The sequence below is a fragment of the Sediminicoccus sp. BL-A-41-H5 genome (genome assembly GCF_050632405.1).
GTDB lineage: Bacteria > Pseudomonadota > Alphaproteobacteria > Acetobacterales > Acetobacteraceae > Roseococcus.
Map to the genome: position 1 here is coordinate 2,420,904 of NZ_CP192601.1, position 13,670 is coordinate 2,434,573.

13 protein-coding genes and 1 tRNA gene are annotated in these 13,670 nt (G+C 68.7%); 12 read left to right on the forward strand and 2 right to left on the reverse strand.

The window, feature by feature from the left end:
* Positions 1-154 precede the first annotated feature (154 nt).
* Both ACQ860_RS11885 and ACQ860_RS11890 read left to right on the forward strand, forming a co-directional pair.
* The gene (locus ACQ860_RS11885) at positions 155-877 is read left to right on the forward strand and encodes a DUF433 domain-containing protein (RefSeq protein ID WP_431303568.1); all 723 of its coding nucleotides are present in this window, start codon (positions 155-157) and stop codon (positions 875-877) included.
* Positions 874-1,311 carry a hypothetical protein gene (locus ACQ860_RS11890; protein WP_431303569.1) on the forward strand — a complete coding sequence of 146 codons (438 nt, stop codon included), beginning with the start codon at positions 874-876 and terminating at the stop codon, positions 1,309-1,311. Before ACQ860_RS11885 ends, ACQ860_RS11890 begins: the two co-directional genes overlap by 4 nt.
* Positions 1,312-1,458: 147 nt before the next feature.
* On the opposite strand, the gene ACQ860_RS11895 is transcribed toward ACQ860_RS11890, so the two are convergent.
* A tRNA-Ala gene (locus ACQ860_RS11895) sits at positions 1,459-1,534 on the reverse strand.
* A 167-nt stretch (positions 1,535-1,701) separates the two neighbouring features.
* Here ACQ860_RS11895 and ACQ860_RS11900 point away from each other — a divergent pair.
* From ACQ860_RS11900 to ACQ860_RS11945, 10 genes are all read left to right on the forward strand, one after another.
* Positions 1,702-3,036 (forward strand): CoA transferase subunit A, encoded by a 1,335-nt coding sequence (locus tag ACQ860_RS11900; RefSeq protein ID WP_431303570.1) that lies wholly within the window; start codon positions 1,702-1,704, stop codon positions 3,034-3,036.
* A gap of 21 nt (positions 3,037-3,057) precedes the next feature.
* On the forward strand, positions 3,058-3,693 hold the full coding sequence (locus ACQ860_RS11905) for a CoA transferase subunit B (protein ID WP_431303571.1): 636 nt from the start codon (positions 3,058-3,060) through the stop codon (positions 3,691-3,693).
* 7 nt (positions 3,694-3,700) lie between these two features.
* Positions 3,701-5,131: a hypothetical protein gene (locus tag ACQ860_RS11910; RefSeq protein WP_431303572.1), complete on the forward strand. Its 1,431-nt coding sequence runs from the start codon at positions 3,701-3,703 to the stop codon at positions 5,129-5,131.
* A gap of 146 nt (positions 5,132-5,277) precedes the next feature.
* Positions 5,278-5,847 (forward strand): ATP synthase F1 subunit delta, encoded by a 570-nt coding sequence (gene atpH / locus ACQ860_RS11915; RefSeq protein WP_431303573.1) that lies wholly within the window; start codon positions 5,278-5,280, stop codon positions 5,845-5,847.
* A 1-nt stretch (position 5,848) separates the two neighbouring features.
* A complete protein-coding gene (atpA, locus tag ACQ860_RS11920) occupies positions 5,849-7,381 on the forward strand; it encodes a F0F1 ATP synthase subunit alpha (protein ID WP_431303574.1) in 1,533 nt (510 codons plus the stop codon).
* A 9-nt stretch (positions 7,382-7,390) separates the two neighbouring features.
* The gene (locus tag ACQ860_RS11925; protein ID WP_431303575.1) at positions 7,391-8,263 is read left to right on the forward strand and encodes a F0F1 ATP synthase subunit gamma; all 873 of its coding nucleotides are present in this window, start codon (positions 7,391-7,393) and stop codon (positions 8,261-8,263) included.
* A 69-nt stretch (positions 8,264-8,332) separates the two neighbouring features.
* A complete protein-coding gene (gene atpD, locus ACQ860_RS11930) occupies positions 8,333-9,760 on the forward strand; it encodes a F0F1 ATP synthase subunit beta (protein WP_431303576.1) in 1,428 nt (475 codons plus the stop codon).
* A gap of 195 nt (positions 9,761-9,955) precedes the next feature.
* Positions 9,956-10,366, forward strand: a complete 411-nt coding sequence (atpC, locus tag ACQ860_RS11935) for an ATP synthase F1 subunit epsilon (protein ID WP_431303577.1) — start codon at positions 9,956-9,958, stop codon at positions 10,364-10,366.
* A gap of 256 nt (positions 10,367-10,622) precedes the next feature.
* Positions 10,623-11,474 (forward strand): acyl-ACP desaturase, encoded by an 852-nt coding sequence (locus ACQ860_RS11940; protein ID WP_431303578.1) that lies wholly within the window; start codon positions 10,623-10,625, stop codon positions 11,472-11,474.
* Positions 11,471-12,568, forward strand: a complete 1,098-nt coding sequence (locus ACQ860_RS11945; protein ID WP_431303579.1) for an endo-1,4-beta-xylanase — start codon at positions 11,471-11,473, stop codon at positions 12,566-12,568. Before ACQ860_RS11940 ends, ACQ860_RS11945 begins: the two co-directional genes overlap by 4 nt.
* 9 nt (positions 12,569-12,577) lie before the next feature.
* Here the strand turns inward: ACQ860_RS11945 and ACQ860_RS11950 are convergent, their stop codons facing one another.
* The gene (locus ACQ860_RS11950) at positions 12,578-13,261 is read right to left on the reverse strand and encodes an N-acetylmuramoyl-L-alanine amidase family protein (RefSeq protein ID WP_431303580.1); all 684 of its coding nucleotides are present in this window, start codon (positions 13,259-13,261) and stop codon (positions 12,578-12,580) included.
* Positions 13,262-13,670: the final 409 nt, after the last annotated feature.

Genomic DNA, 13,670 nt, shown 5'->3' on the forward strand with positions numbered 1-13,670 from the left:
TTCTTCGGGCTGCGCTGACGCGCCTGGGACGCCCGACTAAGGCCCATGGCATTCGACGCAGCCAAGCGCTTATTGCATCTTTGCGGGTAACCCTGGCCAACCACCGTCACAGCGATTCCTTGTGCCTGGCGGCATCTCCACCTAGATTCGAGCCATGCCGACCGCGACAAAGACAAGGGAGCTGATCTATCCCGTTGCCTACGCGGCGACGCTGGCGGGGCTTGATCCGATGACGGCGCGTCGCTGGTTGCGGGGATACGACTTCGTTCACAACGGGCAGCGACGGCGCTCCGAACCCGTCGTGCCCGCACCCCCTGCGGCTCCCGCCAATGACCTGTTGAGTTTCGAAGAATTGCTCACGCTACGCCTTGTGCGCGGCTTCCGTCAGCACGGACTGGGCTTGCCCACAATTAAGCGTGCGGCACAGGCGGCGGCGACCAAGTATGGTCTCGCAAACCCTTTTGTCACCAAGGCATTTCGTACCGATGGCCGGCAGGTCTTCATTGAGCTGGAGCAGCAGGGTGCCATCCGCCCTGATGAGCAGGTGCTTGTCCACGCCTTGACTGGCCAACAGCAGTTTGTCCAGGTGGTTGAGCCCTCGCTGTTCAAGGACGTCGTGTTCGCCGGCAACGTTCCGGGCGAGTGGTATCCGATCGGCCAGGACCATGCGGTCGTGGTGCGGCCTGACCGCGCCCTTGGCGCTCCACACCTGGCTGGCACGGGGGTACGAACCGATGTTGTGGCCGACACCGTGCAGGCCGAGGGCGGCGACGAGGCGGCCGAATTGGCAGCCGCCAACTGGTATGGCCTGACGCGCGAGCAAGTACGCGATGCCGTGGCGGCAGAGGCCCAATGGCGATCCCGCACAGCGGCTTGACCTTCGTTCTGGACGAGAACACGGCCGGCTTTCTGCCAGCCGTCCGTGCTTGTCGTGCGCTCGGTTATGACCGCGTCACCGACCTGCCAGCCCAGGGAATAGCGCCGGGCACCCTCGATCCGGACCTTCTCAGGCAGTTGGGCGCACGCGGGCGCTTTGCGCTGGTGGCGCGAGATGGCCGCATGCTTGAGCCGCTGATCCAGCGTCAGGCGTGGCGCGAATCCGGCGTTACCATCTTCATTCTGGGCAAGCAGTGGGGAAACCTGCCACTTGCCGAACTGTCGCGCCGGCTACTGTTTCTTTGGCCCACCCTGGTGGAGCATGCCGAGCAGGGTGGGCAAGGCGTCGCCTGGCGCGTCTCCCCTAAGATCCCGGGGCCAGCGCCAAATGCCCTGCGTCTCGTCACAGCAAGGAAAGACGAGGCCGGGCGTTAGGGCCACAGCCTCGCCCCGCCGCCCGCCCAAAGCGCGCAGAACTGCGGCGAACCCAGGCTCGACTGATGGAACCGGGAACGCCATCAGGCGTAGCTCCAGGCACAAAAAAACCGCCGGCCCCGATTTCTCGGAAAGCGGCGGTTTGTTTGGTGGAGCCAGGCGGAATCGAACCGCCGACCTCTTGAATGCCATTCAAGCGCTCTACCAACTGAGCTATGGCCCCCCAAGGCTTCCTTGCGGAAGTCACCCCGTCGGGAGTGCGGCCGTATAACCACCCCGCGCGCGGGCCGCAACCCACCCCCCCGCGCTTTTTCGCATGCCTCCCCTGTGCCCTTTCGCGCCTCTCGCGGCGAAGCTAGTTTGCGGCCACCCCATGATGAGGAAGTGACGATGCGAAAGGTTTATGCCGACGCCACGGCCGCCCTGGCCGGGCTGCTGCGCGACGGGATGGTGATCCATTCCGGCGGCTTCGGGCTTTGCGGCATCCCCGCCCTGCTGATCGACGCCGTGAAGGAATCCGGCGTGAAGGATCTCACCATCGTCTCCAACAATTGCGGCATTGACGATGTGGGCCTCGGCAAGCTGCTCCGCACCCGCCAGATCAGGAAGATGATCGCGAGCTATGTGGGCGAGAACGCCGAATTCGCCCGCCAGTTCCTGGCCGGCGAGCTCGAGATCGAGTTCAACCCGCAGGGCACCCTGGCCGAGCGCATCCGCGCCGGTGGTGCGGGCATCCCCGCCTTCTTCACCAAGACCGGCGTCGGCACCGCGGTGGCCGAGGGCAAGCCCACCCAGGTCTTCGACGGCGAGACCTATCTGATGGAGCGCGGCATCGTGGCCGACCTTGCCCTCGTCCATGCCTGGAAGGGCGACACCGAGGGCAACCTCGTCTATCGCCGCACCGCGCGGAACTTCAACCCGATGATGGCCACCGCCGCCAAGGTGACGGTCGCGCAGGTCGAGCACCTGGTGCAGCCGGGCGAGACGACCCCGACCACAGATGAGGAAGTGACGATGCGAAAGGTTTATGCCGACGCCACGGCCGCCCTGGCCGGGCTGCTGCGCGACGGGATGGTGATCCATTCCGGCGGCTTCGGGCTTTGCGGCATCCCCGCCCTGCTGATCGACGCCGTGAAGGAATCCGGCGTGAAGGATCTCACCATCGTCTCCAACAATTGCGGCATTGACGATGTGGGCCTCGGCAAGCTGCTCCGCACCCGCCAGATCAGGAAGATGATCGCGAGCTATGTGGGCGAGAACGCCGAATTCGCCCGCCAGTTCCTGGCCGGCGAGCTCGAGATCGAGTTCAACCCGCAGGGCACCCTGGCCGAGCGCATCCGCGCCGGTGGTGCGGGCATCCCCGCCTTCTTCACCAAGACCGGCGTCGGCACCGCGGTGGCCGAGGGCAAGCCCACCCAGGTCTTCGACGGCGAGACCTATCTGATGGAGCGCGGCATCGTGGCCGACCTTGCCCTCGTCCATGCCTGGAAGGGCGACACCGAGGGCAACCTCGTCTATCGCCGCACCGCGCGGAACTTCAACCCGATGATGGCCACCGCCGCCAAGGTGACGGTCGCGCAGGTCGAGCACCTGGTGCAGCCGGGCGAGATCGACCCCGACCACATCATCACCCCCGGCGTCTTCGTGAAGCGGATCGTGGCCCTGCCCAGCGGCTACGAGAAGCTGATCGAGAATCGCACCGTCCGCCCCCGCGCCACCGCCTGATCCGGCAAAAGGAGAACACACATGCCCTGGACCCGTGACCAGATGGCCGCCCGCGCCGCCCGTGAATTGCAGGACGGCTTCTATGTGAATCTCGGCATCGGCATCCCGACGCTGGTGGCCAACCACATCCCGCCCGGCATCTCCGTGCAGCTGCAGAGCGAGAACGGCATGCTCGGCATCGGCCCCTTCCCCGAGGAAGGCACCGAGGACGCCGACGTCATCAACGCGGGCAAGCAGACCGTCTCCATGCTGCCCACCACCAGCATCTTCAGCAGCGCCGACAGCTTCGCGATGATCCGCGGCGGCCACATCGATCTCTCCATCCTCGGCGCGCTGCAGGTGGCCCAGAATGGCGACCTCGCGAACTGGATGATCCCGGGGAAGATGGTGAAGGGCATGGGCGGCGCCATGGACCTCGTCGCCGGCGTGAAGCGCGTGATCGTGCTGATGGAGCACACCGCCGGCGGCAAGCCCAAGCTGCTGAAGGCCTGCCAGCTGCCGCTCACCGGCCAGCGCGTGGTGGACATGGTGGTGACCGAGCTCGCCGTCTTCTCGATCGACCGCCGCGGCGATGCCGGCATGCGCCTGATCGAGCTCGCCCCCGAGGTGACGCTGGACGAACTCCGCGCCAAGACCGAGGCGGATTTCCACGCCTGAACCGCCCATGGCCTGGCTGAGGCGCTATTGGCTGGAGGTGACGCTGGCGACGCTGCTGGCGTTGCCCTGGCTGTCGCTCTTCGGCCTGGGCTCGCTCTGGCTCTGGCAGAATGGCCGGGTCATCGAATGGGCGCTGGCGGCGGCCGCGCTCGGCATCCTCGGCGTGCCGCTGCGCATCCTCGTCCGCCGCCGCGCCGAGCGCCGCCTCGCGGAAATGAAGGCCGAGGACGCCTTCCCCACCGACGCCTGGAACACCGAGGAAACCGAAGCCTGGGCCAAGGTCCAGGCGCTGGCCCGCCGCACCGAGCCGCTCGACCTCGATGACCGCGCCCGCGCGGAGGCCCTGGCCTGGGAGGTGGTGGAGCTGGTGGCCAACCATTTCCACCCGGGCCTGCCAGACCCCATGGCCCGCGTCACCCTGCCCGAGGCCCTGCTGCTGACCGAGCAGGTGGCCGGGCGCCTGCGCCGCTGGGTCATCCAATGGCCCGGCGCGCGGCGGATTCGCATCAGCGACGCGCTCTGGGCCCAGCGCATGGTGGACCGCTACGGCGCGGGCGCGCGCGCCGTCTACAATATCGGCGAGACGATCTACCGCGTGGGGCGCATGGTGAACCCGCTGCAGGCGGCCGCGCAGGAGGCCGCGCGCTACGCCGCCGGCACCACCGGCAGCTTCCTCAGCGAGAACATGCGCCGCCGCGCCACCACCCAGTTGATCCAGGAAACCGGCCGCGCGGCCATTGATCTCTATTCCGGCCGCCTGCGCCTTTCCGCCAGCGAACTCGCGGCCCTGGCCCGGGCCGATGCGGCGGATGCGGAGCCCGAGGCGCCGCTGCGCGTCCTGCTGGCCGGGCAGGTGGGCGCGGGCAAATCCGCGCTGCTCAACGCCCTGGCCGGCACGCCCCGCGCCCGCCCGGGCAAGCGCGTGCAGGAGCATCGCGTCGAGTCGCCCGGCCGCCCGCCGCTGAACATCGCCGACATGCCCTCGCTCACCACGCCCGCCGCCTTCCTGCGCGAGGCGGTTCGGGCGGATGTCATCCTCTACGTCGCCGCCGCCGATGCGCCCGACCGCGCGCCCGATCAGGCGGCGCTGGCGGCGCTGGCCACATGGGCCGGCCAGAAGCCCCGCCTGCGCCCGCCGCCCCTGCTGGTGGCCATGACCCGCACCGACCTCGCCCCCCAGGCGACGGCCGTGGCGCTGGCCGAGAGCCTGGCCGTGCCGGAGGAGAGCGTGATCCCCCTCGCCCTGCCGATCGGCGGCCTGGAACGCCTCTGGGCCGCGCTTCTCGCGGCGCAGGATGCGGCCCGGCTTTCGCGCCATGAGCGCCTGCTGGAGGAAGCGGCCGCACCGGGCCTGGCGGCGGAAGCCGGGCAGGCGCTGCGCGGCGGTTGGGGCCTGGTGCGCGGCCTTTTGCGGCGTGATGAGAAACCCGCAAAATAACGCCGCGCAACCGCGCTGAATCCGCGCCCCGCTTGGTTGCGGTGCGGAAAAGCCTGTGGTAGTGCGCCCTCGCCTTGCCAGGATGCTCTTGGCGGCTAACCCCAGGAACAGGACCGGGACCCCAGGTGGCTGCCGAAACCATTTCCTTGAACGCCCACCAGACCGGTGGAGTTGCCGAGCGCTACGCGCTCGCTCTCCTCAGCATCGCCGATGATGCGCGCGCGAGCGACCCGTCTGCCGTGGACCGCATCGCCGCCGATGTCGAGGGGCTTCTCTCCCTCTGGCAGAACGACGCTGATTTCCGCGCCTTCCTGGCCGATCCGCGCAATGGCGCCGCCGTCCAGCAGGCGACCATCTTCGCCATCATCGAGAGTGCCGGCATCGGCGCCGAGGTGCGCAAGCTGATGGGCGTGCTCATCGCCAATCGCCGCCTCGCGCAGTTCCCGAACGTGGCCACCGCCTTCGGCGCCAAGCTCGCCGAGCGCCGCGGCCAGCAGGTCGCCGCCGTCACCACCGCCTTCCCGCTGACCGACACGCAGCGCGCGCAGATCACCGCGCGCCTGACCGAGGCCGGTTTCTCGGGCGTCAAGCTGGCCGAGATCGTGGACAGCACCATCCTGGGCGGGCTCATCGTCCGCATCGGATCGCGGCTCTACGACAACAGCCTCAAGTCGAAACTGCAGCGTTTGCAATATGCCATGAAGGGAGCCGCCTGAGATGGAAATCCGTCCGGCCGAAATTTCCGAAATCCTGAAGCAGCAGATCGCGGGCTTCGACGCTTCCGCCAACGTGGCCGAGGTCGGCACCGTGCTGACCGTGGGTGACGGCATCGCCCGCGTCTATGGCCTGCAGAACGTGATGGCCGGCGAGCTGGTGGACTTCCCCGCCTCCGGCGTGAAGGGCATGGCGCTGAACCTCGAGACCGACAATGTCGGCGTCGTGATCTTCGGCTCCGACCTCTCCGTGCGTGAGGGCGACACGGTCAGCCGCACCGGCGCCATCGTGGACGTTCCCGTGGGCCGCGGCCTGCTCGGCCGCGTCGTGGACGGCCTCGGCAATCCGATCGACGGCAAGGGCCCGCTGACCGATGTGGTCCGCATGCGCGCCGAGCTGAAGGCGCCCGGCATCATCCCGCGCAAGTCGGTGCACGAGCCGATGCAGACGGGCATCAAGGCGATCGACGCCCTGATCCCCATCGGCCGTGGCCAGCGCGAGCTGATCATCGGTGACCGCCAGACCGGCAAGACCGCCGTGATCGTGGACACCATCATCAACCAGAAGACCATCAACGCCGGCGATGACGAGAGCAAGAAGCTCTACTGCATCTACGTCGCCATCGGTCAGAAGCGCTCCACCGTCGCCCAGCTCGTGAAGACGCTGGAGGAGCAGGGCGCGCTCGAGTACTCCATCATCGTGGCCGCCACCGCCTCCGACCCGGCGCCGATGCAGTTCCTGGCGCCCTACACCGGCTGCGCCATGGGCGAGTTCTTCCGCGACAACGGCATGCACGCGGTCATCTTCTACGACGACCTCTCCAAGCAGGCCGTCGCCTACCGCCAGATGTCCCTGCTGCTGCGCCGTCCGCCGGGCCGCGAGGCCTATCCGGGCGACGTGTTCTACCTGCACTCCCGCCTGCTCGAGCGCGCGGCGAAGATGGGCGACGAGGCCGGCAACGGCTCGCTCACCGCGCTGCCGGTCATCGAGACCCAGGCCGGTGACGTGTCGGCCTATATTCCGACCAACGTGATCTCGATCACGGACGGCCAGATCTTCCTGGAGACGGAGCTCTTCTTCAAGGGCATCCGCCCCGCCGTGAACGTCGGCCTCTCGGTCTCGCGCGTCGGTTCCGCCGCGCAGATCAAGGCGATGAAGCAGGTGGCCGGCAAGATCAAGCTGGAACTGGCGCAGTACCGCGAGATGGCGGCCTTCGCCCAGTTCTCCTCGGATCTCGACGCCTCCACCCAGGCCCTGCTGAACCGCGGCGCCCGCCTGACCGAGCTGCTGAAGCAGCCGCAGTTCAAGCCGGTTCCGGTCGAGGAGCAGGTGATCGCCATCTTCGCCGGCACGCGCGGCTATCTGGACAAGCTGCCGCTGAACAAGGTCGGCGAGTTCGAGAGCCGCCTGCTGAGCGACCTGAAGGCGACCGCGCCGGACATCGTCGCCAGCATCCGCAATGATCGCGAGATCAAGAAGGACACGGAAGCGAAGCTGGTGGCCTTCCTCGACGGCTTCGTGAAGACCTTCGGCTGAGCCCCTGACATGGCCACGTTGAAAAGCCTGCGCCTGCGCATCAACAGCGTGAAATCCACGCGGAAGATCACGCAGGCCATGAAGATGGTGGCCGCCGCCAAGCTGCGCCGCGCGCAGACCCAGGCCGAGGCCGCCCGCCCCTATGCCGAGCGCATGGAGCGCATGCTGGCCTCGCTCGGCGCCTCGGTCGCGGGTTCGCCCGATGCGCCCAAGCTGCTGGTCGGCACCGGCGCGGACAAGGTCCATCTGCTCGTCGTCGTGACGGCCGAGCGTGGCCTCTGCGGCGGCTTCAACACCAATGTCGGCCGCTTCACGCGCACCACGGTCCGCGCGCTGGAGGCCGAGGGCAAGACGGTGAAGATCATCACCGTCGGCCGCAAGGGTGCCGTCTACCTGAAGCGCGAATTCGCGAGCCGCTTCGTGGGCGAATACAGCTTCGCCAACAAGAAGCGCATCGGCTTCGAGGACGCGGCCGAGGTCACGTCGCGCATCAGCGAGATGCTGGATGCGGGCGAGTTCGACGTCTGCACCCTCATCTACAACCGCTTCAAGAACGTCATCAGCCAGACCCCCGTGGGCCAGCAGCTCATCCCCGCGCCGCTCCCGGAAGCGCAGGGCGATGGCGGCATGCTCTACGAGTTCGAGCCGACGGAGGAGGAGATTCTCGCGCGCATCCTGCCGCAGAACCTCGCCATCCAGCTGTATCGCGCGCTGCTCGAGAACGCGGCCGGCTTCTACGGCAGCCAGATGACCGCGATGGACAACGCCACGCGCAACGCGGGCGAGATGATCAACAAGCTGACGCTGAACTACAACCGCACGCGTCAGGCCAATATCACCCGCGAGCTGATCGAGATCATCTCCGGCGCTGAAGCCCTCTGATGCGATCGTGGAGCGCCACAGGCGCGGAACGTGAATCGCATCAACAGACGTCTTGAAGGAATCACTGCCATGAAGAACAACGTTGGTCAGGTGACGCAGGTGCTCGGCGCCGTGGTGGACGTGCAGTTCCCCGCCGAGCTTCCCGCCATCATGAACGCGCTGACGCTGCAGATCGGCGAGCAGAAGCTCGTCCTCGAAGTGGCGCAGCACCTGGGTGAGCGCACGGTGCGCTGCATCGCCATGGACACGACGGACGGCCTGGTGCGCGGCACGGAAGTGACCGACACGGGCGCGGGCATCTCCGTCCCCGTCGGCCCCGGCACGCTCGGCCGCATCCTGAACGTGATCGGCGAGCCGATCGACGAGCGTGGCCCGGTCCCCTCCACCACCTTCTACCCGATCCACCGCGAGGCCCCGGCCTTCGAGGAGCAGGCCACCAGCGCCGAAATCCTCGTCACCGGCATCAAGGTGATCGACCTCCTCGCCCCCTACCTGAAGGGCGGCAAGATCGGCCTCTTCGGCGGCGCCGGCGTGGGCAAGACGGTCACCATCCAGGAGCTCATCAACAACATCGCCAAGGGCCATGGCGGCGTGTCCGTCTTCGCCGGCGTGGGTGAGCGCACGCGCGAGGGCAATGACCTCTACCACGAGATGATCGACGCGGGCGTCATCAAGCTCGGCGACGGCAACACGGACGGCTCCAAGGTGGCGCTGGTCTATGGCCAGATGAACGAGCCGCCGGGTGCCCGCGCCCGCGTCGCCCTCTCCGGCCTCTCGATGGCGGAATACTTCCGCGACGAGCAGGGCCAGGACGTGCTCTTCTTCATCGACAACATCTTCCGCTTCACCCAGGCCGGCGCCGAAGTGTCCGCGCTGCTGGGCCGCATCCCCTCGGCGGTGGGCTATCAGCCCACGTTGTCGACGGACATGGGCGCCCTGCAGGAGCGCATCACCTCCACCAAGAAGGGCTCGATCACCTCGGTGCAGGCCATCTACGTGCCCGCCGACGACCTGACCGACCCGGCCCCCGCCACCTCCTTCGCGCACCTGGATGCGACGACAGTGCTCAACCGCTCCATCGCGGAGCTGGGCATCTTCCCGGCGGTGGACCCGCTCGACTCCACCTCGCGCGCCATGGACCCGCGCATCGTGGGCGAGGATCACTACAAGACGGCCCGCGAAGTGCAGAAGATCCTGCAGACCTACAAGTCGCTGCAGGACATCATCGCCATCCTGGGCATGGACGAGCTCTCGGAAGAGGACAAGCTGATCGTGGCGCGCGCGCGCAAGATCCAGCGCTTCCTCAGCCAGCCCTTCCACGTGGCCGAGGTCTTCACCGGCACGCCGGGCGTCTTCGTGAAGCTGGAGGACACGATCCGCAGCTTCGCCGCCATCTGCAACGGCGAGTATGACCACCTGCCGGAAGCCGCCTTCTACATGGTCGGCACGATCGAAGAGGCCGCGAAGAAGGCCGAGTCGTTGAAGCAGGCGGCGTAAGCGGCCTCTTCAATCATTATTGTCTGGCGCCCTCAGGCGCCGGGCGCGGCCTCCGGCCGCTTGGCTTCGCCGCGCTTCTGTTGCGCGGGTTGGTAACTCAGTTGGGCGGCGCCGGCCGCGTTCGCGGCCGGATTCTCCCAGGGTGGCGCTGCTTCTGGCTGCTGGGCGCGCGCCGGTTTGTTTGGGGATGCTCTGATGGCCACGTTTCAGCTTGAACTCGTCTCGCCGGAGAAGCTCCTGCTCTCCCGCCCGGTGGAGATGGTCGTCATTCCCGCCGCCGAGGGCGAGATGGGTGTGCTGCCCGGCCATGCGCCGATGATCGTCGCCCTGCGTGGCGGCACCATCCGCGTGACCGAGGGCGGGCGCGAGACCGATCGCCTCTTCGTTGCCGGCGGCTTCGCCGAAGTGACGCCCGAGCGCGTCACCGTCCTGGCCGATGAAGCCACCCCCGTGGCCGAACTCTCCAAGGCCGAGGCCGATCGCCGCATTGCCAGCGCGGAAGCCGCCTACAACGCCGCCGCGATGGACACCCCCGAGAAGCGCGACGCCGCCATGGCCACGCTGCTCGCCATGCGCGCCATGCGCGAGGTCGCCGAGGCGGCTTGATCCAACGGCGCGAAGGCGGAGCCTTCGCGCCCCTCAAACGCCGGGCGCGCGGCCTCCGCCGCGCCTGGCTTCGGAATGCTGAAGCATTCCGCCGGCCGCGCCTGCGGCCGGATCCTCGCGGGGCAATTCCGACAATGGCAAGTTGGTGCTGCGGCCCGCGTCCCCCGCGCCACAACCCGTGTCTTTTCCGCCGCATGCCGCTTGATCTCATGCCCCCAGGCGCGCATGTCTGGCCCATGGAGGCCGCGACGCAGCGATGAAGCATTGGCATATCGAGCAGATCGCCTGGGACAGCTTCGACCCGTCCAAGGTCGAGCCCGAGGTCATCCCCCTCGTGAAGGCCGCCGCCATGGTCGAGCGCAATGGCGACGACTATGCGGCCTATCTCAAATCCGTCTTCCATGACGACCCGGACTTCCAGGCCGCCGCCGACAATTGGGCGGTCGAGGAGAACCAGCACGGCGATGCGCTGGGCCGCTGGGCCATGCTGGCCGACCCCAGCTTCAACTACATGGAATCCTTCGCCCGCTACCGCGAGGGCTACAAGATCGACGTGAAGGCCGATGCCTCCATCCGTGGCTCCCGCACGGGCGAGCTCATCGCCCGCTGCATGGTCGAGACGGGCACCTCCTCCTACTACACCGCGCTCGGCGAAGCCTCCGAGGAGCCCGTCCTCAAGCAGATCTGCCGCCTCATCGCCGCCGACGAATACCGCCACTTCAAGCTCTTCTACGACCACATGAAGCGCTACCTGAGCCGCGAGAAACTCTCCTTCCCGCGCCGCCTGCGGGTCGCCCTCGGCCGCGTCGGCGAGACGGAGGATGACGAGCTCGCCTTCGCCTTCCATTGCAGCAATGACCCGCCGGGCCTCGCCTATGAACACGCCCGCTGCTCGGCCGGCTACATGGGCCGGGCGATGGGCTATTACCGCCAGCACCACATCGAGCGCAGCATGGGCATGATCTTCAAGGCGATCGGCCTGGAGCCGCGCGGCCGCATGTCGGACCTCGCCGCGCGCGGCGCCTGGCGCCTGCTCTGCTGGCGGCGCGAGAAATTCCGCCAGCAATTGGCGCGCGAGGCGCAGCCCGCCTACGCCCGCGCGGCGTGAGGACGCCCCGCCGCCCGCTGCTGGCCGCCTCCCTGCTGGCGCCCGTCGCAGCGCGGGCCCAACCCGCGCAGCCGTTGCGGCAGATCGCCCGCGCGCGGGGCCTGAGCTTCGGCACCGCCGTGCGCGGCCAGGTGCTGGAGAGAGACCCCGCGCTGGCCGCCCTGGTGGCGCGCGAGGCCGATGTCATCGTCCCCGAATGGGAGGGCAAGTGGGACGCGCTCCAGCCCGAGCGCGGCCGCTTCGACTTCAGCCACCTCCGCCCCATCCTCCGCTTCGCCCAGGCGAACAACCAGCGCGTCCGTGGCCATGCGCTGCTCTGGCACATCGCCATGCCGGCCTGGCTGGCGCCCGCCATCGCCGAGGGCCCGCAGCAGGCCAACGCCATCCTGGAGGAGCACATCACCACCGTGCTCCGCGAAACGCGCGAGAACATCCGCGACTGGGATGTGCTGAACGAGATCATCAGCAACCCGCCCGGCAGCGACAATCCGGACCCGACCGATGGGGACCTCCGCCCCACGCCCTGGCTCACGGCGCTCGGCCCCTCCTACCCCGAACGCGCGCTGCGCATCGCGCGCGCCGTGGACCCCACTCTGCGGCTGACGATGAACGACTACGGCGTCGAGGCCGACACGCCCGCCGCCGCGACCAAGCGCGCCCGTCTGCTGCGCGTGGTGCGCGGCCTGCTGGACCGCCGCGCGCCGCTGGACGCCATCGGCATCCAGGCGCATCTGCAGATGCGCGAGCCCTTCCGGCCCGAGCCCTTCATCGCCTTCCTGCAGGAATTGCGCGGCCTCGGCCTCGCCACCCTCATCACCGAGCTGGATGTGCGCGAGCCGGACGTCCTGCCGCCGACGCTGGCGCAGCGGGACGCCGCGGTGGCCGACTACGCCGGGCAATTCCTCCGCGCGGCGCTGGAGGGGGGCGCGCGCAGCATCCTCACCTGGGGCCTGACCGACCGCGATTCCTGGCTGGTGCAGGAGCCCGCCGTGGCGCGGCGCGACGGCCAGCTCACGCGCGGCCTGCCCTATGATGCGCAGCTGCGCCCCAAGGCGCTGCGGGAGCGGATCGCGCAGGTTCTCGCGGGGAATTGAAATCAGGCGCTACGCCGCCACCCGCCGCCCGAGAAACCCGTTCACCGCCTCCGCCAGCGCGCCGGCGATCCGCGCGCGGTGCTCCGGCCGGCGCAGCAGCGCCTCCTCCGCCGGATTGGAGAGGAAGCCGCATTCGACCAGCGCCGAGGGCACGTCCGGCGCTTTCAGCACGACGAATTGGGCCCGCCGCAGCGGCTGGTTGAGCAGCGGCACGTCGCCATCCAGCGCATTCACCGTGAGCCGCGCGAGGCGCTCCGAGCCCGCCCGCGTCTCCTGCCGCATGAGGCTGAGCAGGATGCGCTGCACGTCGGGCGAGACGGAGGGCAGGCGCAGCCCGCCCGCGCGGTCGGCCAGGTTCTCGCGCCGGGCGAGGGCGGCGGCCAGCGGGTCCGTCGCGGTCTCGGCAAGGGTATAGACCGAGGCGCCGCGCAGCCCCTGATTCTGCCCGGCCGGCATGGCATCGGCATGGATGGAGAGCAGCAGCGCCGCCTCACGGTCCCGCGCCAGCTGGACGCGGCGGGCGAGCGGCACGAAGACATCCCGCGTGCGGGTGAGCGCGACACGGCAGCGGCCGGACTGCTCCAGCAGCCGCTTCAGCTCGAGCGCGATGGGCAGGGTGACGCGCTTCTCCTGCGTGCCGCCGGGCCCGATGGCACCCGGATCGGCCCCGCCATGCCCGGGGTCGAGCACCACCAGGGGTAGCTGCGATCTGGATCGCGCAACCTGTGCGTGTGCCGGGGCCGACAGGCCAAGCCCGGCGATCCCCATAAAAAATGAACGACGATGGAACCCCTGCATTCGGCCGCGACCCCCACCGCGACGCGCCCCTTCTACCGAAATTCGCACGAAAATCCAGCATTCCGTGCCATCCGCTTGGGCAGCGCGGCGCCATGATCGGCCATTCGGGGCTGCAACCGGGGCGACATATCGTAACAGCCGGGTTGTGAGCACCCCCCTTTCCGCGTAGGGTGGGATGCCCCAGCGATAGGCGCTGCGGGCGGAACAGGGGCCGCAGGCGCGTGTGGTTCGCGCCCGGCCCTGGTCGAACCCCGCCGGATGGACGCCCCCTTGGGTGGCACCTGGCGGTCCGCCGGCCGGTTTC

Coding starts and splice junctions, on each gene's coding strand:
- ACQ860_RS11940 (WP_431303578.1), top strand. CDS start 10,623: ATGAAGCATTGGCATATCGAGCAGATCGCCTGGGACAGCTTCGACCCG.
- ACQ860_RS11905 (WP_431303571.1), top strand. CDS start 3,058: ATGCCCTGGACCCGTGACCAGATGGCCGCCCGCGCCGCCCGTGAATTG.
- ACQ860_RS11925 (WP_431303575.1), top strand. CDS start 7,391: ATGGCCACGTTGAAAAGCCTGCGCCTGCGCATCAACAGCGTGAAATCC.
- ACQ860_RS11900 (WP_431303570.1), top strand. CDS start 1,702: ATGCGAAAGGTTTATGCCGACGCCACGGCCGCCCTGGCCGGGCTGCTG.
- atpC (WP_431303577.1), top strand. CDS start 9,956: ATGGCCACGTTTCAGCTTGAACTCGTCTCGCCGGAGAAGCTCCTGCTC.
- atpD (WP_431303576.1), top strand. CDS start 8,333: ATGAAGAACAACGTTGGTCAGGTGACGCAGGTGCTCGGCGCCGTGGTG.
- ACQ860_RS11885 (WP_431303568.1), top strand. CDS start 155: ATGCCGACCGCGACAAAGACAAGGGAGCTGATCTATCCCGTTGCCTAC.
- ACQ860_RS11910 (WP_431303572.1), top strand. CDS start 3,701: ATGGCCTGGCTGAGGCGCTATTGGCTGGAGGTGACGCTGGCGACGCTG.
- atpA (WP_431303574.1), top strand. CDS start 5,849: ATGGAAATCCGTCCGGCCGAAATTTCCGAAATCCTGAAGCAGCAGATC.